The 23,548-nt window shown below is 73.6% G+C and carries 32 protein-coding genes; 16 read left to right on the forward strand and 16 right to left on the reverse strand.

Features of this window, described 5'->3' with window-relative positions; all coding sequences use genetic code 11:
• Window positions 1–3: 3 nt before the first annotated feature.
• A complete protein-coding gene (locus JOD66_RS05325) occupies window positions 4–1,389 on the forward strand; it encodes an MFS transporter (RefSeq protein WP_204835875.1) in 1,386 nt (461 codons plus the stop codon).
• 19 nt (window positions 1,390–1,408) lie between these two features.
• The gene (locus JOD66_RS05330) at window positions 1,409–2,308 is read left to right on the forward strand and encodes an alpha/beta hydrolase fold domain-containing protein (RefSeq protein WP_204835877.1); all 900 of its coding nucleotides are present in this window, start codon (window positions 1,409–1,411) and stop codon (window positions 2,306–2,308) included.
• On the opposite strand, the gene JOD66_RS05335 is transcribed toward JOD66_RS05330, so the two are convergent.
• Window positions 2,305–3,081 carry an enoyl-CoA hydratase-related protein gene (locus JOD66_RS05335; protein ID WP_204835878.1) on the reverse strand — a complete coding sequence of 259 codons (777 nt, stop codon included), beginning with the start codon at window positions 3,079–3,081 and terminating at the stop codon, window positions 2,305–2,307. The genes JOD66_RS05330 and JOD66_RS05335 overlap by 4 nt on opposite strands.
• 16 nt (window positions 3,082–3,097) lie before the next feature.
• On the opposite strand from JOD66_RS05335, the gene JOD66_RS05340 reads away from it, so the two are divergent.
• Window positions 3,098–3,769 carry a PaaI family thioesterase gene (locus tag JOD66_RS05340; RefSeq protein ID WP_204835880.1) on the forward strand — a complete coding sequence of 224 codons (672 nt, stop codon included), beginning with the start codon at window positions 3,098–3,100 and terminating at the stop codon, window positions 3,767–3,769.
• Between the two features lie 131 nt (window positions 3,770–3,900).
• Window positions 3,901–4,602 carry a hypothetical protein gene (locus JOD66_RS05345; protein ID WP_204835881.1) on the forward strand — a complete coding sequence of 234 codons (702 nt, stop codon included), beginning with the start codon at window positions 3,901–3,903 and terminating at the stop codon, window positions 4,600–4,602.
• A 9-nt stretch (window positions 4,603–4,611) separates the two neighbouring features.
• On the opposite strand, the gene JOD66_RS05350 is transcribed toward JOD66_RS05345, so the two are convergent.
• Window positions 4,612–4,995 carry an MmcQ/YjbR family DNA-binding protein gene (locus tag JOD66_RS05350; protein ID WP_307823309.1) on the reverse strand — a complete coding sequence of 128 codons (384 nt, stop codon included), beginning with the start codon at window positions 4,993–4,995 and terminating at the stop codon, window positions 4,612–4,614.
• A 94-nt stretch (window positions 4,996–5,089) separates the two neighbouring features.
• On the opposite strand from JOD66_RS05350, the gene JOD66_RS05355 reads away from it, so the two are divergent.
• The 4 genes from JOD66_RS05355 to JOD66_RS05370 are packed head-to-tail and all read left to right on the forward strand — an operon-like array spanning window position 5,090 to window position 7,353.
• Window positions 5,090–5,299 (forward strand): hypothetical protein, encoded by a 210-nt coding sequence (locus tag JOD66_RS05355; RefSeq protein WP_204835884.1) that lies wholly within the window; start codon window positions 5,090–5,092, stop codon window positions 5,297–5,299.
• Window positions 5,296–5,799 carry a hypothetical protein gene (locus tag JOD66_RS05360; protein ID WP_204835889.1) on the forward strand — a complete coding sequence of 168 codons (504 nt, stop codon included), beginning with the start codon at window positions 5,296–5,298 and terminating at the stop codon, window positions 5,797–5,799. The genes JOD66_RS05355 and JOD66_RS05360 overlap by 4 nt, the downstream gene beginning before the upstream one ends.
• Window positions 5,800–5,855: 56 nt before the next feature.
• Window positions 5,856–6,380: a SigE family RNA polymerase sigma factor gene (locus tag JOD66_RS05365; RefSeq protein WP_204835891.1), complete on the forward strand. Its 525-nt coding sequence runs from the start codon at window positions 5,856–5,858 to the stop codon at window positions 6,378–6,380.
• A complete protein-coding gene (locus tag JOD66_RS05370; RefSeq protein ID WP_204835893.1) occupies window positions 6,373–7,353 on the forward strand; it encodes a hypothetical protein in 981 nt (326 codons plus the stop codon). Before JOD66_RS05365 ends, JOD66_RS05370 begins: the two co-directional genes overlap by 8 nt.
• Here the strand turns inward: JOD66_RS05370 and JOD66_RS05375 are convergent.
• Window positions 7,343–8,614 (reverse strand): oxygenase MpaB family protein, encoded by a 1,272-nt coding sequence (locus JOD66_RS05375; RefSeq protein ID WP_204835894.1) that lies wholly within the window; start codon window positions 8,612–8,614, stop codon window positions 7,343–7,345. The two genes, JOD66_RS05370 and JOD66_RS05375, sit on opposite strands and share 11 nt — an antisense overlap.
• Window positions 8,615–8,705: 91 nt before the next feature.
• Between JOD66_RS05375 and JOD66_RS05380 the strand changes: the two genes are divergently transcribed.
• Complete coding sequence (locus JOD66_RS05380) at window positions 8,706–9,308, forward strand: TetR/AcrR family transcriptional regulator (protein ID WP_204835896.1); 603 nt, start codon at window positions 8,706–8,708, stop codon at window positions 9,306–9,308.
• Here the strand turns inward: JOD66_RS05380 and JOD66_RS05385 are convergent.
• The 3 genes from JOD66_RS05385 to mca are packed head-to-tail and all read right to left on the reverse strand — an operon-like array spanning window position 9,293 to window position 11,103.
• The gene (locus JOD66_RS05385) at window positions 9,293–9,940 is read right to left on the reverse strand and encodes a LysE family translocator (RefSeq protein ID WP_204835898.1); all 648 of its coding nucleotides are present in this window, start codon (window positions 9,938–9,940) and stop codon (window positions 9,293–9,295) included. The genes JOD66_RS05380 and JOD66_RS05385 overlap by 16 nt on opposite strands.
• On the reverse strand, window positions 9,940–10,182 hold the full coding sequence (locus JOD66_RS05390) for a hypothetical protein (RefSeq protein ID WP_204835899.1): 243 nt from the start codon (window positions 10,180–10,182) through the stop codon (window positions 9,940–9,942). Before JOD66_RS05390 ends, JOD66_RS05385 begins: the two co-directional genes overlap by 1 nt.
• Before the next feature lie 12 nt (window positions 10,183–10,194).
• On the reverse strand, window positions 10,195–11,103 hold the full coding sequence (gene mca, locus JOD66_RS05395) for a mycothiol conjugate amidase Mca (protein WP_205126259.1): 909 nt from the start codon (window positions 11,101–11,103) through the stop codon (window positions 10,195–10,197).
• Between the two features lie 32 nt (window positions 11,104–11,135).
• On the opposite strand from mca, the gene JOD66_RS05400 reads away from it, so the two are divergent.
• Both JOD66_RS05400 and greA read left to right on the forward strand, forming a co-directional pair.
• Window positions 11,136–11,546 carry a DUF4307 domain-containing protein gene (locus JOD66_RS05400; protein WP_204835900.1) on the forward strand — a complete coding sequence of 137 codons (411 nt, stop codon included), beginning with the start codon at window positions 11,136–11,138 and terminating at the stop codon, window positions 11,544–11,546.
• Between the two features lie 55 nt (window positions 11,547–11,601).
• Window positions 11,602–12,108 (forward strand): transcription elongation factor GreA, encoded by a 507-nt coding sequence (gene greA / locus JOD66_RS05405; RefSeq protein ID WP_204835901.1) that lies wholly within the window; start codon window positions 11,602–11,604, stop codon window positions 12,106–12,108.
• Here the strand turns inward: greA and JOD66_RS05410 are convergent.
• Genes JOD66_RS05410 through JOD66_RS05425 form a run of 4 tightly spaced genes read right to left on the reverse strand, consistent with a single transcriptional unit; the run spans window position 12,096 to window position 15,220 of the window.
• Window positions 12,096–13,427, reverse strand: coding sequence for an AI-2E family transporter (locus JOD66_RS05410; RefSeq protein WP_204835902.1), 1,332 nt, complete (start codon window positions 13,425–13,427; stop codon window positions 12,096–12,098). The genes greA and JOD66_RS05410 overlap by 13 nt on opposite strands.
• Before the next feature lie 21 nt (window positions 13,428–13,448).
• On the reverse strand, window positions 13,449–14,630 hold the full coding sequence (locus JOD66_RS05415; RefSeq protein ID WP_307823312.1) for a cystathionine gamma-synthase: 1,182 nt from the start codon (window positions 14,628–14,630) through the stop codon (window positions 13,449–13,451).
• 9 nt (window positions 14,631–14,639) lie between these two features.
• Entirely contained in the window at window positions 14,640–15,014 is a 375-nt protein-coding gene (locus JOD66_RS05420; RefSeq protein ID WP_204835903.1) for a type II toxin-antitoxin system death-on-curing family toxin, read from the reverse strand.
• On the reverse strand, window positions 15,014–15,220 hold the full coding sequence (locus JOD66_RS05425) for a ribbon-helix-helix protein, CopG family (protein WP_239545096.1): 207 nt from the start codon (window positions 15,218–15,220) through the stop codon (window positions 15,014–15,016). Before JOD66_RS05425 ends, JOD66_RS05420 begins: the two co-directional genes overlap by 1 nt.
• Window positions 15,221–15,349: 129 nt before the next feature.
• On the opposite strand from JOD66_RS05425, the gene JOD66_RS05430 reads away from it, so the two are divergent.
• The 5 genes from JOD66_RS05430 (at window position 15,350) to JOD66_RS05450 (ending at window position 18,997) form a co-directional block, all read left to right on the forward strand.
• Window positions 15,350–16,285, forward strand: coding sequence for a DUF5995 family protein (locus JOD66_RS05430; protein WP_204835904.1), 936 nt, complete (start codon window positions 15,350–15,352; stop codon window positions 16,283–16,285).
• A 31-nt stretch (window positions 16,286–16,316) separates the two neighbouring features.
• Complete coding sequence (msrA, locus tag JOD66_RS05435) at window positions 16,317–16,961, forward strand: peptide-methionine (S)-S-oxide reductase MsrA (protein WP_204835905.1); 645 nt, start codon at window positions 16,317–16,319, stop codon at window positions 16,959–16,961.
• A gap of 63 nt (window positions 16,962–17,024) precedes the next feature.
• Entirely contained in the window at window positions 17,025–17,345 is a 321-nt protein-coding gene (locus tag JOD66_RS05440) for a cupin domain-containing protein (RefSeq protein ID WP_204835906.1), read from the forward strand.
• Window positions 17,346–17,393: 48 nt separating this feature from the next.
• Window positions 17,394–17,621, forward strand: coding sequence for a YiaA/YiaB family inner membrane protein (locus JOD66_RS05445; protein WP_141797677.1), 228 nt, complete (start codon window positions 17,394–17,396; stop codon window positions 17,619–17,621).
• A gap of 32 nt (window positions 17,622–17,653) precedes the next feature.
• Window positions 17,654–18,997 carry an ABC1 kinase family protein gene (locus JOD66_RS05450; RefSeq protein WP_204835907.1) on the forward strand — a complete coding sequence of 448 codons (1,344 nt, stop codon included), beginning with the start codon at window positions 17,654–17,656 and terminating at the stop codon, window positions 18,995–18,997.
• On the opposite strand, the gene JOD66_RS05455 is transcribed toward JOD66_RS05450, so the two are convergent.
• From JOD66_RS05455 to JOD66_RS05480, 6 genes are read right to left on the reverse strand one after another with little or no spacing between them, the layout of a single operon-like run.
• Window positions 18,988–19,716 carry a VOC family protein gene (locus JOD66_RS05455; protein WP_204835908.1) on the reverse strand — a complete coding sequence of 243 codons (729 nt, stop codon included), beginning with the start codon at window positions 19,714–19,716 and terminating at the stop codon, window positions 18,988–18,990. The genes JOD66_RS05450 and JOD66_RS05455 overlap by 10 nt on opposite strands.
• 7 nt (window positions 19,717–19,723) lie before the next feature.
• Window positions 19,724–20,101, reverse strand: a complete 378-nt coding sequence (locus tag JOD66_RS05460) for a pyridoxamine 5'-phosphate oxidase family protein (RefSeq protein ID WP_204835909.1) — start codon at window positions 20,099–20,101, stop codon at window positions 19,724–19,726.
• Window positions 20,102–20,130: 29 nt separating this feature from the next.
• The gene (locus JOD66_RS05465) at window positions 20,131–20,910 is read right to left on the reverse strand and encodes a TSUP family transporter (RefSeq protein WP_204835910.1); all 780 of its coding nucleotides are present in this window, start codon (window positions 20,908–20,910) and stop codon (window positions 20,131–20,133) included.
• 9 nt (window positions 20,911–20,919) lie between these two features.
• The gene (locus JOD66_RS05470; RefSeq protein WP_204835911.1) at window positions 20,920–21,429 is read right to left on the reverse strand and encodes a hypothetical protein; all 510 of its coding nucleotides are present in this window, start codon (window positions 21,427–21,429) and stop codon (window positions 20,920–20,922) included.
• A complete protein-coding gene (locus tag JOD66_RS05475; RefSeq protein WP_204835912.1) occupies window positions 21,426–23,213 on the reverse strand; it encodes an alpha/beta hydrolase in 1,788 nt (595 codons plus the stop codon). Before JOD66_RS05475 ends, JOD66_RS05470 begins: the two co-directional genes overlap by 4 nt.
• Window positions 23,210–23,539 carry a hypothetical protein gene (locus JOD66_RS05480; protein WP_204835913.1) on the reverse strand — a complete coding sequence of 110 codons (330 nt, stop codon included), beginning with the start codon at window positions 23,537–23,539 and terminating at the stop codon, window positions 23,210–23,212. Before JOD66_RS05480 ends, JOD66_RS05475 begins: the two co-directional genes overlap by 4 nt.
• Between the last annotated feature and the right edge of the window lie 9 nt (window positions 23,540–23,548).

A 23,548-nucleotide genomic window follows, 5' to 3' on the forward strand; every position in this document is an offset into this window, starting at 1 on the left:
CCCATGGAGCTGAGAGAGACCATCCGGCGCACGACCATGACAGCCTTCCAGTGGAAGGTGGTGGCGCTGTGCATCCTGCTCACCGTCGTCGACGGCTACGAGATCCTGATCACCGCCTTCACCCTGCCGGCGCTGATCGCCCACTGGGAGCTCAGCACCGGCCAGGCCGGCCTGGTCGCGTCCATCGGCACCCTCGGCATGGGGATCGGCGCGGTCGCGCTCAGCCCGCTCGCCGACCGCGTCGGCCGGCGCCGGCTGATCCTCGGCTCGCTCCTGCTGATCGTGACCGGCATGGTGCTCAGCGGACTGGCGCCCACCTTCGAGTCCTTCCTCGCGGCCCGCTTCTTCGCCGGTCTCTTCCTCGGCGGCATCGTGCCGAGCATCAACGTGCTGGTGTCGGAGTACGCCTCCGACGAGCGCCGTGGCTCGGTGATGGGTGTCTACGGCATCGGCCTGCCTCTCGGCGCGGCGCTCGGCGGCTTCGCCTCGATCGAGCTGATCGACACCTTCACCTGGCGCGGCCCCTATCTCGCGGCGGCCGCCGTCACCGCGGTCCTGCTGGTCGCGGCCTGGCGGATCCTGCCCGAGTCGGTCGGCTACCTGACCGAGAAGCAGCCCCCGCGCGCGCTGGAGACCTACAACGCCATCGGCGCCCGGATCGGCGTCCCCCCGGTGACCAGCCTGCCGGTGCCGACCTCGGCGGCCGCCGGGCGCCGGGTCTCGGTCGTCACCGACGTCTTCAGCGGCCTGATGCTGCGCCGCACCGTGCTGCTGTGGATCTCCTACGCCCTGCTGATCGCGTCCTTCTACTTCGCCAACAGCCTCACGGCGAAGCTCGTCGCCCAGACCACCGGCAAGCCCGACATCGGCATCACCGCGCAGTCCCTGGTCGCCGTCGGCGGCGTGGTCGGCGCGCTGGCCTTCGCGTGGCTGTCGTCGCGGATCCACCCGCGGGTGGTCACCGGCGCCATCATGTTCGTCGGTACGGCGGTCTTCCTGGTGTTCGCCGCGTTCTTCTCGAACCCGTCCCTGGTGCTCCTGCTCGCCGTGCTCGTCGGGTTCTCCGTCAACGGTGGCGTCGCGGCGTACTACGCCATCAGCCCGCCGATCTACCCCACCGCGGTCCGGGCCACCGCGGTCGGCCTGATGATGGGCGTCGGCCGGGTGGTGGCCTTCCTCGCCCCCAACATCGCCGCCTTCCTCGAGGAGCGCGGACTGTCCGCCCCCGACCTCTACCGGCTGTACGGCGGCATCCTGGTGCTGTCGGGCGTCGCGGTCCTCCTGCTGCACCGCAGCTATCGCGGAGCGGACTCCGAGGACGCGATGGAGGCCGAGACCCGGGCCGGATCGCTGGTCGGTGAGGCCGGCATCGGCGCCACGATGCGGTGATCCCTGCTTGGATGCGGGCATGCAGCTCCCGCTCCGCGCCGCCCGGGCGCTCACCCGCCGCGTCGTGCGCCCGGTGCTCGGCACCCGCCTGTCCCCCGCGCACCAGCGGCGGGTGATCGACGCGCTGATGAGGTTCCCCGTTCTGCCGACGGGCACCTCGGTCCGACCCACCACCCTCGGCGGCGTCCCGGCCGACCGGGTCACCACCCCGGCCAGCGGCCACGACCGGGCCCTGCTCTATCTCCACGGCGGCGCCTACCTGGCCGGCTCGCCGATCACCCACCGCGCCGTCGGCGCCCACCTGGCCGACGCCACGGGCACCGTCGCCCACGTCCTCGACTACCGGCTTGCACCCGAGCACCCCTATCCCGCCGCGGTCGAGGACGCCCTCGCCGCCTATCGCGCGCTGCTCGACACCGGCCTGGCGCCGGAGCGGATCGTGGTCGCCGGCGACTCGGCGGGCGGCGGGCTCGCCCTCGCCCTGGCGCTGCGGGCCCGCTCGCTCGGCGTCCCTCTCCCGGCGGCGCTGGGCCTGATCTCGCCGTGGGTCGACGCACGACTCGGCGGCCTCGCTGACCACATCGACGACCCGCTCCTCACCCGCGGCTGGCTCGAGCTCGGCGCCCGTTCGTACGCCGAGCACCACCGCGAGCACCCCGAGGTCTCGCCCCTGCTGGCCGATCCCGCCGACCTGGCGGCGCTGCCGCCGCTGTTCGTGCACGCGGCGAGCGAGGAGCTGTTCGTCGACGACGTCGAGCGGTTCGTCGCGGCCGCGCGGGCCGCGGGCGCCGCCGTCACCTACCGCCGGCTCGAGGGGCACTGGCATGTGTCCCACCTCTACGCCGGGATGGTCCGCGAGGCGAGCGAGGTGGTCGCCGAGCTGGGCGGCTGGCTGCGGTCGGCCCTGCCGAACGGCTAACGCCCGGTCCAGCGCGGCTCGCGCCGCTCGAAGAAGGCCCCGATCCCCTCCGCGACGTCGGCGGAGGCGAGCAGCCGCTCGTGGGCCGCGTGGCTGGCGGCCCAGCTGGTCGTCTCGTCGCCGTTGATCTCGTCGTGCGCGAGGGCGAGCGCCGCGCGCACGGCGAGGGGCGCGTTGCCCGTGATCGTGGCGGCGAGGCCCAGCGCGACGTCGAGCGCCGTCCCCGGCTCCACCAGCCGGTTGACGAAGCCGAGCCGCTCGGCCCGCTCGGCGCCGATCGGCTCGCCGGTCAGCAGCAGCTCGCGGGCGACGTTGGCGGGCAGCACCCGCGGCGCGCGGAAGACACCGCCGAAGTCCGGCATCAGGCCGCGCTTGACCTCGGGGAACCCGAAGCTGGCCGTGCGCGAGGCCACCACGAGGTCGCAGCACAGCACCAGTTCGAGGCCGCCGCCGAGCGCGTAGCCCTCGACCGCGGCGACCAGCGGCTTGGGACGAACCCGCGACATGATCCCCGCGATCCCGCCGCGCTCGGTCGGCTCGCCCGGTCCCTCCGCGAGATCGGCGCCGGCCGAGAACACCGCCGGACCGCCGGTCAGGACCCCGCACCACAGCTCGTCGTCGTCCTCGAGCAGGTTGAGCGCCTCGTCCAGGCCGCGGGTCACCGCGCCGTTGATCGCATTGCGCTTCGCCGGGCGGTCCAGCCCGATCACGAGGGTGCGCTCGACGCGAATGGTCTGCACGGCGGGGGCGGCATCGGGGGCGCGGTCACTCATGCACGACAATCTAGGGATGACCATGGAGATGTTCATCCACGACGAGATCCCGACCGACGAGGTCGAGCGTCGCGAGAAGGCCGTCTCCGCGCTCGCCGACTCCGTGCGCGAGCTCGTCGACGCGACCATCCGCAGCACCGTCGCCGACGACGAGCTGGCCGCCGTGCGGGCCGAGGTCGACGACCTGGTCGCACGCCTCCGGAGCGCCCAGCTCCCCGGGCCGGCGGGCGTGCGCTACAACTCCGCGGGCCGCAGCTGGAACTGGGGCAACGCGGTCGTCGGGCGCGGCAACGCGATCGCGCCGCCGGTCGACATCGTGCACGACGAGTTCGGCGCCGCCACCGCCGAGATGACCCTGGGCGCGGCGTACGAAGGACCGCCGGGGATGGTGCACGGCGGCGTCTCGGCGCTGATGCTCGACCAGATCATGGGCGAGACCGCGAGCGGCTTCCGCCGGCTCACCATGACCGGCACCCTGACCCTGCGCTACCGGCGGCCGCTGCCGCTCGGCCCGGTCCGGATGACGGCCCGGATCGCCCACGAGGAGGGGCGCAAGATCACCGTCGAGGCCCAGATCGGCGTCCCGGGACAGGACGCCGCGGTCGAGGCGACCGGCCTGTTCCTGATCCCGAGCTGGGCGCCGGTCGACGAGACCGAGCAGGGCTGGGCACGCTCCGCCGAAGGCTAGATCGGCCGAAAGTACGAGGGACAGCTCCTTCCATCGGCCGGGGGAACCCGAGCCTCGCGGCCGATCCGCCCGGAGCCGACGTCGTCGAGTCTGGAGTCGCAGCCGATCCGAACGCGACGAAGGACCCGCCGATGAGCTCACCGAGCAGTGCCCTCACCCCACCCCGACTCACCCGGGAGCGGGTCGTCGCCGCGACGGCGCTCGCGTTGGCCGCGTCCTTGGTGGTCCAGAACGCGGTGCTGGTCGCGGTCGGGGCCCCGGCCTACGGGGACCCGATCGAGAAGGTGCTCGCCTTCCACGCGGAGCACCGCGCCGCGGTCGCGTTCGCGGTCGGCCTGGAGGCGCTGAACCTGCCACTGCTCCTCGGGTTCGTGACCGGACTCCACGGGCTCGTTCAGCGGCGCGGAGGCGCGGGTGCGGACTGGTCCCGCCTCGCCGTGGCCGCCGGCGCCACCCTCGCGGCGGTCTTCGCGCTCTACGCCGTGCTGTGGAACGGCGTCGTGCTCTCTGCCGGCGAGCTCAGCGAGCCGACCCCGGAGTTCGAGCTCGTCTGGCAGCTGCATGCCGCCGCCTTCGCGCTGGCCCTGCCGGCGCTCGGCGCCACCTTCGCCGGCGCGGCCCTGGCGGCGCGGGCGAGTGGGCTGACGCCGCCCTGGCAGCACCTGCTCGGCGTCGTCGGCGGGGTGCTCCTGCTCGCCGCGGGGCTCGGCAGCCTCGCGATCGCGGACGGCTCTGCGCTGCTGTTCGTGGGCATGCCCGGCTACGCCGCCTGGATCGGGTGGCTGCTCGCGACCGGCCTGCGGCTCGCGCGCGGGCCCAGGGTGCGGGCCTAAGGTGCGGGCCTAGGGTGCGGGCCGGTCGACCTGGTCGACCAGACGCTGCGGCGCCTGCAGGCAGAAGGAGTCGGTGAGCAGCTCACCGAGCTCGACCCAGTCGGTGTCGTCGTCGACGAGCAGGCCGACGACGTTGCCGCCCCAGTCGGTCTTGAAGTAGGGCGCCCCGAGGTGCTGGAAGGCCATCACCTCCTCGGGCTCGGCCCGGAAGGTCACCCGGAACAGCTGGTCCTCGCCGCCGAAGACGTGCGCGACGGTAGCCGTCGTCCCCGCGACCCGCCAGCGCACCCCGACCCAGGCGTCCTCCTCGCGGCACTCGGGCAGGCGGGCGAAGATCGCGCGCAGCCTGGCGACATAGGCGCCGGGGACGTCGGGACGGGTCGGGCGGGCCACGACAGGAATGTCCCACACCCCACCGACAGCGCCAGACCCACCAAGTCGTCAAGGAAAGGTTGACATGTTCCTCACGTCAAGAGATCGTTGACACATGCCCGACAAGTCCCTCGTCCTCATCCTGCTCGGCGTCGCCCTGGTCACCCTCACCCTCTCCCTCGACCTCGACGGCCTGCTCCGCGGTCTGGGTCAGGGCGCCGGCGTCGCGCTCATCCTGGTCGGCGTCGTCGTTCTCTCCGCACGGCTGCGCAAGGGCAAGGACGACGGCATGTGGCTGCCCAGCCGCGACGAGGACCAGCGGTGAGCGACCTCGCCGAGGCGATCGGGCGCGCGATCCTGGCCGGCGCCGACCCGCAGGACCAGCTGGCCCTGGTCCGGCGTACGGCGGACGCGGACGCGGTCACCGCCGGCCTGCTCCTGCAGGCGGTCCACGCCGCCCGCGCCGGCGGCCACAGCTGGTCGGCCATCGGGAGCACCCTGGGCCTGACCCGCCAGGCCGCGCAGCAGCGCTTCGGACGCGAGCCAGCCACCACCGACGGCCCTGAGGAACGCTGGCTCGGGCCGGTCACCGCGTTCGACGAGATGCAGGAGCTCGAGCTCGCCGGCCGCCTCGGCTGGCGGACGACCGGCGCCGGCCTGCTGCGCCACCGGATGGTGCGCACCCCCACCCGCTGGGAGCACAAGCGGATCGTCTGGTCGGGCGGCGTGGGCCGCTACGAGCGCGAGGGCTGGCAGGTCGGCTGCCGGGCCTTCCCCTGGGTCTACCTGGTCCGCGACACCGGCGAGCCCGCCACCACGACCTGATCCGGCCTGACAACCCTCTCCCTCCCCCACCCCGTCTTCACTCACGGAGGTGGAGAATGCGCGAGGCTGTACCCGTGCTCGACGACGAGGCGACCCACCGGCCGCCCGCATTCGAGGAGTACGTCGCCGCGCGCGGCCCGGCGCTGTGGCGCAGCGCCTGGCTGCTGACCGGCGACCGGCACCGGGCCGAGGACCTGGTCCAGACGGCGCTGCTGAAGTGCTGGCGGCGCTGGGATCGGATCGCCGACCCGCAGGCGGTCGACGCCTACGTGCGGCGCACCATGGTCACGACGTACACCGACTGGTGGCGGCGCCGCTGGAACGGCGAGGTGCCGACGGGCGAGCTGCCCGAGCCTGCCGCCGGCGAGGTCGACCCGGGTGTGCGCCAGGACGTGGTCGCCGCTCTTGCCCGACTCCCTCGGGGACAGCGGGCGGTCGTCGTGCTGCGCTACTTCGACGACCTGACCGAGGCGCAGACCGCGGCCGCCCTCGGCATCGGGATCGGCACCGTGAAGAGCCAGACCTCGCGCGCCCTGCGCACCCTCCGCGAGTCCGGACTACTGGAGGAGAGCGATGACTGAGCGCCTGCGTGAGCTGCTGGAGCTGGCCGTGCCCGACGACGCCCCGGTGTTCGAGCCGCACACCCTCGCCGCGACCGCCCGGCGCCGGCGGAACCGGGGCCGGGCCGTGACTGCCGGGCTCGCCGCCGTGGTCCTGGTCGTCGCCGGGGCGATCGCGCTCGCGGGAACGCGCGGCGACGACCGCGACCACGTCGCGCACGACCCCGACCCTTACTCCATGGCCCCCTGCCCGAGCCGTCTCCCCGATCTCGCGGCCGGCGTGTACGAGGTGGACTCCCTGGCCGGCGCCGTCGCCATGCGCTGGTGCCCCGACCCTGGACCGGCCCCGACCACCGGCACCCGGACCGAGCTGACGACGATGGACGCGCTCATCGACCCGGATGCGCTCACGACGCTCCGGGAGGCCGTGGCCGAGTTCGCCGGAGAGCACTGTGGCCCGGCGAGCACGGCCGTCGCCGACCGCCGCTCGCTGCAGATCGCCTACGCCGACGGCCGCACCGTCCTGCTCGCCGCCGGGGTCTGCTCCCGGGTCCTCGTCGACGGCGCAGACATCGACGGCGGGATCCTGCAGATGGCCTACCTCCGGGCGCTCGACCAGCAGCGCAACGACCTTGCCTACACCCGCGCGTACGACGGCCCACTCGAGTGCGTGCCGTCCCAGGTGCCGAACGTCGCCCAGCCCGGGCGGGAACTGATCGTGCGTGGAGGTGTGTGCCACGTGGGCGACACCGAGGCCACGCCACTCACCGAGACCCAGCTGCGCCGGATCGCCGACGCCTGGGACCACCCCGGCATCCGCACGGACGAGGAGTGCGTGATCGAGGGGACCGAACCGACGTTGGTCCTCACCACGAACCGTGGCGACGTCATCCGCCTGCAGGACGACGGCTGCGCGCAGCCGCGGCTGGCCTTCCACGGCATGGGTGGGGCGTCGTTGAGCCTGTCGATGGGCGATCTCGGGATCACGCCCTGAGCTCGCCCACGTCCTCCGCGTCGCCCTGGAAGTAGCTGTCGAGCAGCCACTGCGCGCGCCGGCCACCCCAGCGGGCCAGCCGGTCGGGCCCACCGGGCAGCCGCTTGAGCACCCGGTAGCGCAGCGTGTTGAGGCCGACCAGGTAGGCGTGCGCCCACGGCGGGCGCATCGGCAGGCCGAGCTCGCGCATGCTCTCGGGGCCGAGGAAGACGGTCAGCATGGAGAGCAGGCGCTCTCGCTCGTAGCGCGCCCGCAGCGGCTGCAGCGCGGCCGGCCAGCCCGGGTAGCGGCGCAGCGCCTGGGCCTCGACCACGGCCTGCGCGAGCTGCGGCCCGGCCTCGGTCAGCGGGCCCTGGGCGAGCAGCACGTGGTAGTCGATCCGGTGCCGCTCCCACTCGTCGTCGACGAGGAAGTCGGGGTGCACGCCCATCAGCCAGCCGACGTACTTCCACAGGTGCATGAGCGCGCGCGAGTCCCGCTGCGAGATCGGTACGCCGAGCGCCCGCGAGCCGATGATGAGCACCCCGTCGAACAGCCCGAGGGTCGAGGCCTGGTCGGCCTGGTTGATCGGCAGCCCCCACTGCGCGGTGTCCCAGCTGTCCTCGAAGGCGTGGTTGACCAGGGCGTGCATCAGCCGGACGTGGACCGTCAGCCGCCAGCCCTCGCCCGGCGCCCGCCCGTCGCGCGGCGCGACCAGGGAGCCCGGGTCGGTGAGGCTGGCGCCCCACTTCTGGGTCTCGGCGAGGCGGCGCAGGGTCTGGGCCCCGGTCAGCCCGCCGGTGGCGACGAGCAGGTCGGTCGGCCCGCCGAAGCGGTAGCCGCCGACCAGGGAGAGCTGCAGCAGCACGTCCTGTGCGTTCTGCCCGAGACGCCGGAACACCCGCGCTCCCTCCTCGACGAGGTCGCGGTCGAGCCAGTCGGGGTCGCGCTCGAGCTCGGCGAGGAAGTCGACGAGCGCCGGCGGCGCGTCCGGTACGGCGGCCAGGCCACCCTCGAGGGCGCGACGGAACTGGTCCATCCGGACCCGCCCGGGCGCGTCCCCTCGCAACCGGATCGCGTCCGCGAGGCGCGCACCGAGCTCGTCGCGCTCGAACATCGCGCGGCCGATCCGCTCGAGCAGCGCCTCGTCGGTGCCGTGCACCCGACCGACCACCTTGAGCGGGCGGCCGAGGCGGCGGTTGCGCTCACCGCCGGCGCGGAAGCGGGTCGGGTAGGGACGCTCGAGGGACTCGCCGCTCGCCGGTGCCAGGTCGGTGCTCATGACATCATCCTGACGCGAGTCATTGCTCGCATTCAACTCGCGAACGGACGCAGCCACGCCACCCGACCCGACGACGCTCTACAGTCCTCCCGTGCGCAAGGCCCCGCAGCAGGCCCGGTCCCGGGAGATGGTCGAGCGGATCGTCGCCGCCGGCCGCACGGTGCTCGTCGAGCGTGGCTACGACGCCTTCAGCACCAACCGGGTCGCCACCGTCGCGGGCATCAGCCCGGGCTCGCTGTACCAGTACTTCCCCGACAAGGCCGCGATCCTCGAGGTCGTCATCGACCGGTACTGGGAGGAGGTGGCCGACCGGGTCGCCGCCTCGCTGGCCGACCGGATCGACGAGTTCGGACCGTCGATGGTGCGGGCCACCGCCGACGCGCTGCTCACCGCGCTGGAGGCCGACCGCGAGCTGCTGCGGGTGGTCGCCGAGGAGCTGCCGGTGCAGCGCAACCGCGAGCGGCGCGCCGCGCTGGAACGGCGGGTCCGCGAGCTGGTGACGACCTACCTGGCCGCGCGGCCGGGCTCCTCCAGCCGACCGCACCCGGCGGTCACCGCCTGGGTCGTGGTGCTGGCGATCGAGAACCTGGCCATGCGCTGGGTGCTGGACCAGCCGGAGGCGGTCACCCGCGAGCAGCTCCTCGACGAGGTGCTGGCGCTGGTCAACGGCTACCTGGGCTACCTGTCGGAGTGACCGGTGAGGGCCATGCCGAGCCCGAGCCCGATCATCGACGTACCGCCGATGGTGCCGAGCGCGCGTCCGCGCCGCTCCGAGGCCACGAACCAGTCGCGCGCCCGGCCCGCGGCCAGGGCCCAGGCGGTGTCGCAGACCAGCCCGATCGCGATCGCGACGCAGCCGAGGACCAGCATCTGCGCCGGCACCGACGCGCCTTCGCCCGACCGGTCGACGAACGGCGGCAACAGCGCCGCGAACATCATGAACTTCTTGGGATTGCTGACGCCGACCAGGACGCCCTGGCGCAGCGCTCGGCCCGACGACAAGGGCACCCGCGTCTCGCCCGCGCCGAACCGCAGCTCGCGGCGATGGCGCAGCGCCTGCACGCCCAGCCAGACCAGGAAGGCCGCGCCGGCGAGCTTGATCCCGGTGAAGACCAGCTGGGACTCCGCGACGACCGCGCCCAGCCCGAAGCACACCAGCACCATGACGACCAGCACTCCGGCGGTGTTGCCGAGCACGCTCGCCAGGGCCACCCGCTGGCCGTAGGAGACCGCGCGGCCGACCACGAACACCACGCTCGGGCCCGGGATCACGATCAGGACCAGGGCCGCGAGGCCGAAGCCGAGGAGCTGGTCCGGACCGATCATCACTCGGCCTTCGGTGACTCCGGGTCGTCGGCCGCCGGCGCGTCGCCGTAGACGCCGGCGTCCTTGGCGCGGGCCGCCGTCCGCAGGCTCCGGGTCAGCGCGAAGCCGATCACGGCGACCGCGACGATCAGCAGCAGGAAGATCCAGAACGCCGTCCAGCCGGCCACGATGTTGGTGTCCTGGTCGACCGGCTTGTCCTTGGCGGCCACGGCGGAGACGACGGTGGCGACGACGGCATGCATGGGACCAGTCTCTCAGGCGGAGGGGGTGACACCGGCGAAGAGGTCGTCCTCCGGGGTCGAGGACGCGACATGGCTCACGACCAGCTCGAAGTCCTCGGTCGGCCAGACCTCCTGCTGCAGCTCGCGCGGGATCGCGAACCAGAACCCGTCGGGGTCGATCTGGGTGGCGTGGGCGAGCAGCGCCTGGTCGCGGACGCCGAAGTAGTCGCCGCACGGCACCCGGGTGGTGATCCGGGCGTCCCACTCGGGCTCCGGCTGCCACTCCTTGAGCCGCTCCTCCCACGGCGACTCCAGGCCGTGGGCCAGCATCGCGTCGTGCAGGGCCTGCATCCGGGGGCGGTTGAACGAGTGGTGGTAGTAGAGCTTCAGCGGCTGCCACGGCTCCCCCGCGTCGGGGAAGCGCTCGGGGTCGCCGGCCGCCTCGAAGGCCGCGACGCTCACCTCGTGGCAGCGGATGTGGTCGGGGTGCGGGTAGCCGCCGCGCTCGTCGTACGTCGTCACGACGTGGGGCCGGAACTCGCGGATCTGGCGCACCAGCCGCTCGGTCGCCTCCTCGAGCGGCACCAGGCCGAAGCAGCCCTCCGGCAGCGGCGGCTTGGGGTCGCCGTCGGGCCAGCCGGAGTCGACGAAGCCGAGCCAGGTCTGGGAGATCCCGAGGATGTCGCGGGCCCGCTCCATCTCCTGGCGGCGCACCTCGGTGATGTTGGCGAGGATGTCGGGCCGGTCCATCTTCGGGTTGAGGATCGAGCCCCGCTCACCACCGGTGCACGTCACGACACGGACGTCGGCCCCCTCGGCGACGTACCTCGCGGTGGAGGCGGCGCCCTTGCTCGACTCGTCGTCGGGGTGGGCGTGGACGTGCATCAGGCGCAGCCCCGAGCGGTCGGGGGCGGGCGCGTGCGAGGAGGGCATGCCCACCATCGTAGGGATTCCCGTCATGGGACCATGGATCGGTGAGCACCTCCCCCGGCAACCTGGCCCAGCGCTACGGCGCGCCGTCCCGCGGCCGCCGCACGGCGGTCGTGGTCGGTGCGGTCGCCGTCGTGGTCGTCTTCCTCGGCTGGCTGCTGTGGGCGATGCTCTTCCACGCGAACCCCGCGGTGTCCTCGGAGGAGATCGGCCACGAGGTGGTCGACGACCACACCGCGACCATCCGGTTCCGGGTGACCTACGGCGACGGTCCGGTCGACGCGACCTGCGTGGCGCGCGCGATCTCCCACGACAAGGCCGTCGTCGGCGAGCAGTCCTTCACTCCCGGCCGCGACGAACAGGCCGTGCAGAAGTTCACCCTGCGCACCGAGCGGCGCGCCACGACGGTCGAGTGGATCGGCTGCAAGGCCGCCGGTCAGCCGCGGTACCGGTAGACTCGATCGTTCATGTACCCGGACGGGTACGCGAACGAGCAGTGCAGGAGCACCCATGACGCAGACCGACCAGAGCGGCCAGAACACGATCTGGCTGACCCAGGACGCCTACGACAAGCTGCAGGCCGAGCTGGAGCACCTTCAGGGTCCGCGCCGCGCCGAGATCGTTGCCGAGATCAGCGCCGCACGCGACGAGGGTGACCTGAAGGAGAACGGCGGCTACCACGCCGCCCGCGAGGAGCAGGGCAAGAACGAGGCCCGGATCCTCCAGCTCAAGGACATGCTCCGCCGCGCCGAGGTCGGCGAGACGCCTCCCGACGACGGCGTCGTCGAGCCGGGCATGGTCGTGACCTACAAGTTCGACGGCGATGACGACGACGAGGCGGAGTCCTTCCTCCTCGGCGCGCGTGAGATCGAGCCCGAGGGCCTGACCGTCTACTCCCCGCAGTCGCCGCTGGGCCAGGCCATCAACGGCCGCAGCAAGGGCGACACGGTGAGCTACGAGGTCAACGGCAAGACCCAGACCGTGGTCATCCTCGACGCGCGGCCCTACGCAGGCTGACCGGCTGACTCCTCCGGACCGCCGGCCTCCTCCTCGGGGGCCGGCGGTTCGGCCATTTCGGCCAGGTGCAGCACCACGGCGTTGGCCGCGGCCGCCAGCGGTACGGCGACCAGCGCACCCGCCACGCCGGCGACCAGCACGCCGCAGGCGATCGCCAGGATCACGCCGAGCGGGTGCAGCGAGACCCAGCGGCCCAGCAGGAAGGGCTGCAGCACGTGGCCCTCGAGCTGCTGGACGCCGATCACGACGGCCAGCATGAGCAGGGCCGTGATCGGGCCCTGGTCGACCAGCGCGACCAGGATCGCGACGCTGCCGGCGATGGTCGCGCCGATCATCGGCACGAAGGCACCGAGGAACACCAGCACGCCGATCGCCAGCACGAACGGCACCTTGAGGATCGCGGCGCCGATCGCGATGCCGATCGCGTCGACGAGCGCGACGACCACGGTCGCGCGGACGAACTGGACCAGCGACAGCCACGCGACGCGGCCCGAGCTGTCGACCCGCTCGCGGGCGTTGCGCGGCGCGAGGCGCACCACCCAGGACCAGATCCGGCCGCCGTCGGCGAGGAAGAAGTAGGTCGCGAACAGGGCGATGAAGAAGCCGGCGACGACGTGGCCCAGCGCGGCGCCGACCTCGGTGACCTGGGTGATCACCCCGCCGTCCTTGGACCGCTCGCTGATCAGGTCCTGGGCGCTCTTGATGTAGTCGTTGATCTGGGAGTCGCTCGCGTGGAGCGGTCCGTCCTTGAGCCAGTCGCGGATCTCCTGCAGCCCCTGCACCGTCGAGTCGGCGAGGTCGGTCGCGCCGGCGGCGACCTGCTGGCCCGCGAAGGACAGCAGCATGCCGACCACCACGAAGCCGGTGATCACCACCAGCAGCGCCGAGAGCCCCCGCGGCAGGCCGGCCCGGTTGACGCCCTGCACGAAGGGCGCCGCCAGCGCGCTGATCAGCAGCGCGACCGCCAGCGGCACGGTGACCACCGCGAAATAGCCGACCAGCCACAACAGCAGGTAGCCCGCGCCCGCGATCAGCAGCAGCCGCCAGGCCCAGCCCGCCGCCAGGTCGAGGCCGTAGGGCACCTCGGCCCGGCGCAGGTTCGACGGCCCCGTGGAGAAGGACGGGGGCTCGTGCCGCCGCTCGTCACGCTCCTCGCGCAGCAGCGCCCATTGGTGGGCGAAGCGGCGGAACAGCCGCTCCTCCCGCTCCCCCTCGTCGGGACCGAGCGGCGGCTCGTCCTGCGCCGCCTCCTCGACCGCGCTCTCCTGTGCGGCAGCGGTCGTCGGGTCGTCGGGCTCGGTGGGGCCGTCGCTGGTCACCCGGCCAGGCTAGACGGTCCCTCAGCCGGTGACCGCCAGCGCGCGCTCCAGGTCGGCGAGCTGGTCCTCGGACGTCTCGATGCCGACGCTGAGCCGGATCAGGTCGGCCGGCACCTCGAGGTCGGTGCCGGCGACACTCGCGTGGGTCATCCGGCCCGGGTGCTCGATGAGCGACTCGACCCCACCGAGCGACTCGCCCAGGGTGAAGACCTTCGTGGCCGCGCAGATGGCGAGCGCCTGCTCCTCGCCGCCCTTCACCCGGAAGGACACCATGCCGCCGTACCTCTTCATCTGGCGGCTGGCGACGGCGTGGCCGGGGTGGTCGGCGAGGCCGGGGTAGATCACCTGGCTGACCGCCGGGTGGGTGCCGAGGAAGGCCGCGACCGCCTCGGCGTTGTCGCTGTGGCGCTCCATGCGCAGCGCGAGCGTCTTGAGGCCGCGCAGCACCAGCCACGAGTCGAACGGCCCGGCCACGCCGCCGATGGAGTTCTGGTGGAAGCCGATCCGCTCGGCCAGCGCGTCGTCGTCGACGACGAGCGCCCCGCCGACGACGTCGGAGTGGCCGCCGGCGTACTTCGTCGTCGAGTGGACGACCACGTCGGCGCCGAGGGCCAGCGGCTGCTGGAGGTAGGACGAGGCGAAGGTGTTGTCGACGACGAGCAGCGCACCCGCGTCGTGGGCCACCGCCGCCAGCGCCTCGATGTCGCCGATCGACAGCAGCGGGTTGGTCGGCGTCTCCACCCACACCAGCCGGGTCGCGCCGGGCCGGATCGCCGCACGCACCGCGTCGAGGTCGGTCACCGGCGCCGGGCTGTGCTCGACGCCCCACACCGTGGCGACCTTGTCGAAGAGCCGGAAGGTGCCGCCGTAGGCGTCATTGGGCAGCACCACGTGGTCGCCCGGCTTGCACAGCGCCCGGATCAGGGTGTCCTCGGCGGCCAGCCCGGACGCGAAGGCGTACCCGTGGGCGCCGCCCTCGAGCGCCGCCAGCGTGGACTCCAGCGCGGTCCGGGTGGGATTGGCCGAGCGGCTGTACTCGTAGCCGTTGCGCAGCCCGCCCACGCCGTCCTGGGCGTAGGTCGAGGTCGCGTAGATGGGCGGGATCACCGCACCGGTCGTCGGGTCGGGGGCGTAGCCGGCGTGGATGGCCCGGGTCTCGAAGCCGGCGCCGTCGAGGTGCTCGTCGATGTGGTTGTCGCTCACCGTTCGAGCCTACTCAGGTCGCAGGACGGCGCGGTCGAGCGCCGTGGCGATCTCGGCGACGTCGGTCGATCCGTCAGCCACCGCCATCACCAGCTCGAAGGCATCGTCGTCGGCCATGACGAGGACGATGCCGTTGACGCGCAGGAAGACGTCGGTCGCCAACCACGCCAGCCTCTTGTTGCCGTCGACGAGCGCGTGGTTCCGGCCGATCGAGTGCAGCAGCGCTGCCGCCTTGTCGAACAGGCCCGGGTAGGCGTCTTCGCCGAAGACGGTCGTGCGCGGCCGAGCGACGGCCGCCTCGAGCAGCCCTGCGTCGCGCAACGGCCCGGCCCGGAGGTCGGCGGTCAGCGCCAGCAGATCCTCCAGATCGAGGTGCTCGACCATCAGACCGAACCGAGTCGGTCGAGCACCTCGTCCCAACGCTCTCGGGACGCGGCCGATGCCGCGGCCACCCGGCTCCTGTGCTGCGTCCGCCGGTGCAGGTCGAGCACCGCGCGGCGAACGACCTCCTGCTTCGAGAGCCCCTGCGCCTCAGCGAGCTCGGCAAGGGCCGCCTCGAGCTCGTCGTCGGTGCGCAGCGTGAAGGCCATGGGCGTCATTCTACCCCTCCTTGGCATCAAAGTGATACCACTCACCCTGGCCCGCTCCCCCGTCACTGTCGAACGGCTTTCCACAGCGCCCCGCCGTGACCAAAGCGAGCAGTTGCTCGTTTCTGCCATGTGACCGCCCTCACCCGGCTCCTCGCCGCCGCCCTGCTCCCCTGCCTGCTCACCGCCGGAGCCCTGGCCGCACCCGCCTCCGCCACGGCGTACGACGACGACCCGGACCCGCTGCGCGGACTCCTCCTGCCGCCCCTGGACGCCGCGGTCGCCCTGCTCGCCCCGCTCCCGGTCCCCGCGACGCCGTACGCCGGGGACGTCTGCGTCGACGGCGCGGACGCGTGCATCGACGAGGTGGTGGCCCGGATGGAGTCACGTCTGGACGGGCTGGTGAGCACCTGCTCCCACAGTGCGGTCTTCTCGCTGGCGTACCTGCGGGTCACCGAGAACGTGCGGGACGCGGTGCGCAGCGGCTACTTCGCCGACCGGGCCTGGCTGAACCGGGTCGACGCGGTGTTCGCGGAGATGTACTTCGACACCACGAGCAGGTGGGCCGCCGGACAGCGGAGCGGCATCCCGGCGGCCTGGCGGATCGCGCTGCAGGCCGAGGACGACCGGGCGATGAGCGGGCTCGGCAACTTCCTGCTCGCGATGAACGCCCACATCAACAGCGACTTCCCCCGCGTGCTCGCGACCGTCGGCCTGACCGGCCCCAACGGGAGCCACAAGGCCGACCACAACCGCTACAACAACCGTCTCGACAGCCTCTACGCACCCGTCTTCGCCGAGGAGGCCGCCCGCTTCGACCCGACCTTCGACGACATCGACGCCGGCACCGCGGAGGAGGCGGTCGCGGGCGTGATCATGCGCGGCTGGCGGGAGATGGTGTGGCGCAACGCCGAGGCGCTGGCCCTCGCCCGGACCCCGGCGGCCAAGCGCCTGGTCGAGAAGGAGATCGAGGTCTACTCCGCGCTCCAGGCCCAGCTGATCCGCACCTTCTTCGTCGCGAAGTCGGTCAAGCGGGACGCGTGGTGCGCCACGCACGGCGCCGGCTGAGGCCCCTTGCGCCGCGGGAGACAATGGAGCCATGTTCTCCCGCCGCAAGACCGAGATGATCGACCCCGCCGAGGCGCTGCCCGGCCGCACCACCCCGGCGTTCCCCCTCCCCGCGCGGCACGAGGTCCTCGACGCGCCGCTCGTCACCGACGACGTCCCCGACGGCCTCGAGGTCGCGATCTTCGGCCTCGGCTGCTTCTGGGGCGCGGAGGAGATCTACTGGCAGGTCCCCGGCGTCTGGTCCACCTCGGTCGGGTACGCCGGCGGGGTGAGCCCGAACCCGACGTACGAGGAGGTCTGCAGCGGCCGCACCGGCCACACCGAGGCCGTCCGGGTCGTCTTCGACCCCGACCAGGTCTCGTACGCCGACCTGGTCAAGCAGTTCTTCGTCGTCCACGACCCCACCCAGGGCATGCGCCAGGGCAACGACATCGGCACCCAGTACCGCTCGGCGATCTACTACACGAGCCCCGAGCAGGAGCAGACCGCCCGCGAGCTGACCAAGGTCTACGGCGACGAGATCGCGCGCCGCGGCTACGGCGAGATCACCACCGAGATCGAGCCCGCCGGCCCGTACTACTACGCCGAGCCGCACCACCAGCAGTACCTCCACAAGGTCCCCAACGGCTACCGCTGCCACGCCAACACCGGCATCGCGTTCCCCGAGAGCGCCTGACCCGATCGGGCCATGGCGACGACGGCGCCGGAGTGCGATCGTCGGAGGATGGCCGAGGACCCGGTGACGAGCAATCCGGACCACTACGCGGTGGTCTTCGAGAACGACCGGGTGCGGGTGCTGGAGTACCGCGACGCGCCGGGTGACCGGACCACGCCGCACGCCCATCCCGACAGCGTGATGTACACGCTGTCGGCCTTCCGGCGCCGGCTGGTGTCGGGCGAGCGGCAGCGTGAGGTGGAGCTGGCGGCGGGGACGGTGGGGTGGCTGCCGGCACAGGAGCACCACGGGGAGAACATCGGGGACACGCCGACGCACGTGCTCTTCGTCGAGCTCAAGGAGGGCGGCGGCGCCGGGGAGCCGACGCTCGGGCCGGCCGACTGAGCCGGCGTACTCACGCGCGCGCCCCCGCCGGGCCGGGATCCTCGGGGCATGACCAAGACGACCTATGCCTTCTACCTCCAGTCCGCCATCTCCTTCGCCGCCGCCCTCGTCTTCATGGTCGGCGGCATCTACTTCCTGCCGGTCGACGGCTGGATCCGCGCCTTCCTCTGCCTCGGCGCGCTCTTCCTGGTGAACTCGTCCTTCGCGCTCGCCAAGTGCGTGCGCGATCAGCAGGAGGCGCGGGCCGCGGAGATCCGGGTCGACGCCTACCGGTGAACCCGGTTGCGCCCATGCCGGACAATGGGGCCATGGCTGACCTTCCCCGGAAGGCCGCGGCGCGCACGGCGCGGCTCGCGGCGCTCCCCCTCGGGTACGCCGGCCGCACCGCTCTCGGCTTCGGCAAGCGACTCGGTGGGGCGCCGGCGGAGGCCGTGATGAGCGAGATCCAGCAGCGCACGGCCGAGCAGCTGTTCAAGACGCTGGGTGAGCTCAAGGGCGGGGCGATGAAGTTCGGCCAGGCGCTGAGCGTCCTGGAGTCGGCGCTGCCGGAGGAGATGGCGGCGCCCTACCGCGAGCAGCTCACCCGGCTGCAGGACTCCGCTCCCCCGATGCCGACCCAGACCGTGCGCGACATCCTCGGTGAGGACCTCGGCCCCGACTGGCGCGACCGGCTCACCTGGCTCGACGGGGCGCCGACGGCGGCCGCGAGCATCGGCCAGGTCCACGAAGGCCGCTGGTACGACGGCCGCCGGGTCGCGGTGAAGGTCCAGTATCCCAACGCCGGCGACGCGCTGATGGCCGACCTGCGCACCCTCGCCCGGGCGGCGCGGGCGATCGGCCCCCTCATCCCGGGCGTCGACATGAAGCCGCTGGTCGAGGAGGTCCAGGCCCGGGCCCGCGAGGAGCTCGACTACGACCTCGAGGCCGAGGCGCAGCGGGAGTTCGCGCAGGCGTTCCGCGACGACCCCGACATCGTCGTACCCGACGTCGTCGCGGTCGGTCCCCGGGTCCTGGTCACCGAGTGGCTCGACTCGGCGGGCTCGCTGGCGTCGATCATCGCCGACGGCACCCGCGAGGAGCGCGACCACTACGGCGAGATCTTCACCCGCTTCCTATTCTCCGGCCCGGCCCGCACCGGCCTGCTCCACGCCGACCCCCACCCCGGAAACTTCCGGGTGATCCCCGCCGACGACGGCGGACCCGGCCGGATCGGGGTGCTCGACTACGGCGCCGTAGCCCGGCTCCCCCAGCGCGGGCTGCCGGAGCCGATGGGCCGGCTGATCACGCTGTGCGCCGCCGGCGACGGCGACGGGCTGATCGCGGACCTGCGCGCGGAGGGCTTCCTCAAGGACCGAATCCGGATCGAGCCGGAGCTGCTCATGGACTATCTCGCGCCCTTCGTCGACCCGACCCTGGTCGAGCGCTTCCGGTTCAGCCGGGAGTGGATGCGCGAGCAGTTCCAGCGGATCAACAACCCCAAGGACCCGGCCTACACGGTGAGCATCAAGCTGAACCTACCGCCGTCGTACGTCCTCATCCACCGCACCTGGCTCGGCGGGGTCGGCGTGCTCAGCCAGCTCGAGGCGGAGGCGCCGTTCCGGGCGATCATGCAGGAGTTCCTGCCGGGCTTCAGCCCCGCGGGTCAGGGCTGAGCGTCGGTCAGGCAGTAGACCCGGCCGACCGGGTCGGCGAGCACCGTCCAGTGCCGGTGCTGCGCCAGCACCCGGGCGCCGAGGCCGAGATGGCGCTCGGTCTCCGCGGCACGATCGGTGGTCCCCCAGTCGAGATGGGCGCGCACCTCGCCGGTGTCGTCGGCGCCGAGGCGCTGGACCAACAGCCCGAGCGGCTGACCGGCGGGCGCGTCGAGCACGTCGAACTCCTCGGCGACCGCGGAGCGCCGCGGTCGCCAGCCGGTGACGGCGGCCCAGAAACCCAGCTCGCGGTCGTACGCCGACCGCGGCACGTCGATCGCCACCTGGCGCACCCGAGACGCGGACCCGGGCCCGTGGGTCGTGGCCGCGGGCGGCTGGGCCGCGGCATGGTCGACGAAGCAGAACACCAGGCCGGCGGGCGAGGCCATCACGACGTAGCCGCGGTCGGCGACGATCGTCGCCCCCGCCACCCGCGCGGCGTCGGCGGCCGCCAACGGGTCGGCGACGTGGAGGTCGAGGTGGATCCGGTCGGGGCCGGCATGGCGGCGCTGCACCTTGAGATAGGCGTCGCCGTCGGGCGGAAGCAGCGTCGCGAACTCGTCATGGGCGCCACGCGGGGGCGAGACGGCGTACCCGGTCGCCTCCTGCCAGAAGCCCACCGTCTCCTGGTGGTGCGCGGGCGCGCTGTCGAGGAAGGCGGTGATCCAGGACGGATGCATCGCGCGGTCAGCCCCCGACCGGGGCGCAGTCGTGTCCGCAGCCGTCGGCCGGGAGCGGGCCGTCGGCGTGGGCGGCCGGCCGGTGCAGGACGGCGGCGGTGGCGGTGACGACCACGTCGTCACCGTCGCTCACGGCGCTGCCGTCGACGAGCAGGGTGAACCCGTGGCGCTCGCGCGGCGGGAACACCACGGTCACCGTGGGGTTCTCAGCGAGGTTGCGCAGCGTGCCACGGCCCGGCCCGGCGATCCGCAGCGTGCCGTCGTCGCCGGCGACCGGGTCGACGGTCACGACCTTGACCTGGGGCGAGGACGTCGACAGCAGGTAGCCGCTGTCGAAGTCGGCGAGGGCCTGGCGCAGGTCCGCGGGATCCACCGGGATGCTCATGAGCCCAGGGTAGGGCGCGGCACCGACCCTCACCACAGGCCGAGCACGCCACCCCCGAGCCGGACCACGAAGGCGCTCACCACGGCGATGAAGAACAGCCGGACGAACCGCGCGCCGCGGGCGACGGCGGTGCGGGCGCCGAGGTAGCCGCCGACCAGGTTGCAGGCGCCCATCACCAGGCCGACGTCCCACAGCACCGCGCCGTGGGGGACGAACAGCAGCAGCGCGCCGACGTTCGTCGCGAAGTTGGCGAGCTTGGCCTTCGCGGAGGCCTGCAGGAAGTCGTAGCCGAGCAGCCCGACGAGGGCGAACACGAAGAAGCTGCCGGTGCCCGGGCCGAGGACGCCGTCGTAGCAGCCGATCACGAAGCCGACCGCCATCGCGGCGACGAGGTGCCGGTGGCCCGCGAAGCGCAGGGCGGTCCGCTCGCCGAGCTCGGGACGGACCAGGACGTAGCCGCCGACCACGACCAGCGCCACCAGCACGATCGGCTCGAAGGCCTCGCGCGGGATCCGGGACGCCGCCAGGGCGCCGGTGAAGGCACCGACCAGTGCGAGCCCCATCAGCGGCAGGGCGGTGCGCAGGTCCGGGCCGATCCGGCGGCAGTAGGTGAGCGAGCTGGCGGCGGTGCCGCACACGGAGGCGAGCTTGTTGGTGGCGAGCACCTGCACCGGGCTCGCGCCGGGCAGGCCCAGCAGCAGCGCGGGCAGCTGGACCAGGCCCCCGCCGCCGACCACCGCGTCGACGAAGCCCGCGGCCAGGGCGGCCAGCGCGAGCAGGGCGATCACGGTCACGCTGAGCTCCGCCACACCGGGACTCTACGAGGGCCACGGCAGGTCCTCGACGGGGCGGTCGGCGTACGCCTCGGCCACGGCGCGCGAGGTCGCGACGCACCGGGTGGAGAGGTCGACCTGGACCAGTGCCGCCCCGAGCACCAGGTGGAGCACCAGCGCGCCCCTGGTCGCGGTCAGCAGCGGGCCGGCGGGGTCGGCGACCCGCCAGCCGTCGTCCCGGAGCAGGCCGACGGCCGCCGCCGTCGCCTCGGGCGGGGCCAGCTCGCCGGAGGAGTCGAGGTGCACGAAGTCCTCGAGGACCACGCCGCGCGGCGCGAGGTCGTCGCCGCAGACCGCGAACGAGCGGCTCCCCCGCACGCCGCCGAGCCCGAGCTGGGCGGCGATCTCGTGGAGGACGCCGGCGCGGGCCCGGTCGGCGTCGCGCACCACCGCGGCGACGTCGGCACGGCCCGCGCCGGCGCCGGCGGCACAGCCGGCCGTGACGAGCGGCAGGCCGAAGGCCAGGACCACCCGGTGGGTCCAGCGCGTCGTCATGACATGGCCCCCAGCGGGCCGTGCTCCCACAGCCAGGTCCCGGCCTCGGCGAGGCCGTCGGCCACGCTCGCGGCGCTCGCCGTCGCGAGCAGCTCGGGCAGGGTGAGGTGACCGCCGCCGTCGGCGCCCCGGGAGGGCTGCTCGACGACCTCCTCGTCGGCGCCCACGACGACGTGGCCGACGTTCGCGAGCGAGGCACCGGTGAAGTACGACGTGTGGTTGGCGAGCAGCTCCTCGGCCCGGAGCCCGCCGTCACCGGTCGCGAACCGGGTGCCGCCGAAGGCCACGTCGGCCGGGTCGTGTCCCAGCGGGCCGAGGCCGCCGCGGTCACCGCTGCCGAGCAGGGACACCGGGTCGTGGTCCTTGCTGCCGACCCAGACCTGCGCGTCGGTGAGCTCGCCGGCGGTCGCGGCGGGAACGCCCGGGCTGCCGAGGAGGACCGCGTCGTCGACGGGGAGGCCGCCGAGCAGGGCGTGCCCGAGCGTCGTGGAGCCGTAGCTGTGACCGACGACGGTCAGCTGGGCGGGCGGTCCCTGGTCGGAGGCGCGCACGCCGGCGACGAAGTCGAGCAGCCGCTCACCGCCGGCCGCCGCCTTGACGGGGAGTGCGACCCCGTCGACGTCGGAGCGGCCGAGCGGGTCGAGCGGGTCGAGCGGGTTGCCGTTGGGGGCGTCGTAGTCGGCCCAGTAGACCGACGCGACGCTGCCCTGGCCCTCGGCGACGGCGGCCTGGTGGAGGTCGAGGGTCTTGGGGAGGTTGCCCGAGACGCTGCCGGTGTCGGTGGTCAGCCCCGGCACGGTGACCGAGACGTGGTCGGCGGTGTCGGGGTCACCGAACGCGACCGCCACCCCGCCGTCGCCGGAGTGCAGCTCGGGGGTGTAGACGACCAGCTCGGTCAGGTGGCGGCCGGTCACGGGATCGAGCAGGTCGCGGTACTTGTCGAGTCCCTTCTGCACGGCTCGCGCGTTGGCGAGCGCACGCTCCTCGTCGAGGTTGAGCTGTCCGTCGCGCTCCCGCTCACCGTCGCGGTCGAGGTCGCGGGCCAGGTCGCCGCGGTTGGCCCGGTCGCGGTCGGCCATCGGTACGCCGGCGGCCTGGCCGACCAGGGCGGGCTGGGCGGTGATCAGGGCGGTGCGCTCGGCCGGGCTCAGCCCGCGCCACCACTCGGCGAGAGCGACCGGGTCTCCCCGCAGCCGACGCAGCCGGCCGGCGAGCACGCCGGGGTCGGGCCGGGCCGGGTCGGCCGCGGTCGCCATGCCCTCCGGGACGCTGTCGACCTCGCGCAGCGCGGTGACCAGGGCGGCCTCCGCCTGCTCCCGGTCGGCACGCCAGGCGTCGACCCGGTCGCGCAGCTCACCGGCCCGCGCCGCCAGGGCGGCGGCACGGCGCCGCAGCTCGGGCAGCCGGCTCTCGGCGGCGACCAGCACGTCGGCCGCCAGCGCGTCGATCTCGCCGTTGAGCACGGTGCGCTCCCCGTCGAGCCGGGCCCGCCTCGCGAGCAGGCGCACCAGGCGCTCGCCGAACCGGTCCACCGCCGTCACCGCCCGGTCGAGCGCCGCGACCCCCGCGTCGAGTCGGACCGCGACCCGGGTGGCGGCGTGCTCGTGGGCCCGGGCGGTGTCGCCCTCCCAGGCGGGCGCGGCGATCGAGGCCGCCCAGCCGTGGACGTCGGCGATCGCGATCGCGGCGGCGCGCAGGTCGGTGGCCAGGTCCTGCGCGCCGGCCGGCGTGGAGGTCAGCAGCGGACAGGCCGGGACGTGGGCGGGGACGTGGACCAGGGTCACGGCCGGCTCCGCTCCGTCGCGGCGGACTCCGCCCACGGCAGCAGCGCCCGCAGCCGGTCGGCCTGCACCCGGTCGACGAGGACGAGCAGGCGATGGAAGAAGTCCGCGTCGTCGGCGTGCTCCTGGGCCAGGCGGGCCAGGGCCCGGACCTCCTCGACCCAGGGCTCGGCGAACGCCGTCACGGCCGCCGTGACCGCGGCCGAGAGGTCGTCGCCGGACATCCGGGCCAGGCGGCGCCAGGCGCCGTCGAGCTGGTCGGCGGCCGCGTCCCAGCGGCCGCGGGTCGCCGCGAGCACGGCGTACGGGATCTCGAGGGTGATCGTCATGGCCGGGCG

It is taken from the genome of Nocardioides nitrophenolicus, assembly GCF_016907515.1.
In the GTDB taxonomy this organism is placed as follows: Bacteria; Actinomycetota; Actinomycetes; order Propionibacteriales; family Nocardioidaceae; genus Nocardioides; species Nocardioides nitrophenolicus.

Coding starts and splice junctions, on each gene's coding strand:
- JOD66_RS05325 (WP_204835875.1), top strand. CDS start 4: ATGGAGCTGAGAGAGACCATCCGGCGCACGACCATGACAGCCTTCCAG.
- JOD66_RS05330 (WP_204835877.1), top strand. CDS start 1,409: ATGCAGCTCCCGCTCCGCGCCGCCCGGGCGCTCACCCGCCGCGTCGTG.
- JOD66_RS05335 (WP_204835878.1), bottom strand. CDS start 3,081: ATGAGTGACCGCGCCCCCGATGCCGCCCCCGCCGTGCAGACCATTCGC.
- JOD66_RS05340 (WP_204835880.1), top strand. CDS start 3,098: ATGACCATGGAGATGTTCATCCACGACGAGATCCCGACCGACGAGGTC.
- JOD66_RS05345 (WP_204835881.1), top strand. CDS start 3,901: ATGAGCTCACCGAGCAGTGCCCTCACCCCACCCCGACTCACCCGGGAG.
- JOD66_RS05355 (WP_204835884.1), top strand. CDS start 5,090: ATGCCCGACAAGTCCCTCGTCCTCATCCTGCTCGGCGTCGCCCTGGTC.
- JOD66_RS05365 (WP_204835891.1), top strand. CDS start 5,856: ATGCGCGAGGCTGTACCCGTGCTCGACGACGAGGCGACCCACCGGCCG.
- JOD66_RS05370 (WP_204835893.1), top strand. CDS start 6,373: ATGACTGAGCGCCTGCGTGAGCTGCTGGAGCTGGCCGTGCCCGACGAC.
- JOD66_RS05375 (WP_204835894.1), bottom strand. CDS start 8,614: ATGAGCACCGACCTGGCACCGGCGAGCGGCGAGTCCCTCGAGCGTCCC.
- JOD66_RS05385 (WP_204835898.1), bottom strand. CDS start 9,940: ATGATCGGTCCGGACCAGCTCCTCGGCTTCGGCCTCGCGGCCCTGGTC.
- JOD66_RS05390 (WP_204835899.1), bottom strand. CDS start 10,182: ATGCATGCCGTCGTCGCCACCGTCGTCTCCGCCGTGGCCGCCAAGGAC.
- mca (WP_205126259.1), bottom strand. CDS start 11,103: ATGGTGGGCATGCCCTCCTCGCACGCGCCCGCCCCCGACCGCTCGGGG.
- greA (WP_204835901.1), top strand. CDS start 11,602: ATGACGCAGACCGACCAGAGCGGCCAGAACACGATCTGGCTGACCCAG.
- JOD66_RS05420 (WP_204835903.1), bottom strand. CDS start 15,014: ATGGTCGAGCACCTCGATCTGGAGGATCTGCTGGCGCTGACCGCCGAC.
- JOD66_RS05425 (WP_239545096.1), bottom strand. CDS start 15,220: ATGGCCTTCACGCTGCGCACCGACGACGAGCTCGAGGCGGCCCTTGCC.
- msrA (WP_204835905.1), top strand. CDS start 16,317: ATGTTCTCCCGCCGCAAGACCGAGATGATCGACCCCGCCGAGGCGCTG.
- JOD66_RS05445 (WP_141797677.1), top strand. CDS start 17,394: ATGACCAAGACGACCTATGCCTTCTACCTCCAGTCCGCCATCTCCTTC.
- JOD66_RS05450 (WP_204835907.1), top strand. CDS start 17,654: ATGGCTGACCTTCCCCGGAAGGCCGCGGCGCGCACGGCGCGGCTCGCG.
- JOD66_RS05455 (WP_204835908.1), bottom strand. CDS start 19,716: ATGCATCCGTCCTGGATCACCGCCTTCCTCGACAGCGCGCCCGCGCAC.
- JOD66_RS05460 (WP_204835909.1), bottom strand. CDS start 20,101: ATGAGCATCCCGGTGGATCCCGCGGACCTGCGCCAGGCCCTCGCCGAC.
- JOD66_RS05470 (WP_204835911.1), bottom strand. CDS start 21,429: ATGACGACGCGCTGGACCCACCGGGTGGTCCTGGCCTTCGGCCTGCCG.
- JOD66_RS05480 (WP_204835913.1), bottom strand. CDS start 23,539: ATGACGATCACCCTCGAGATCCCGTACGCCGTGCTCGCGGCGACCCGC.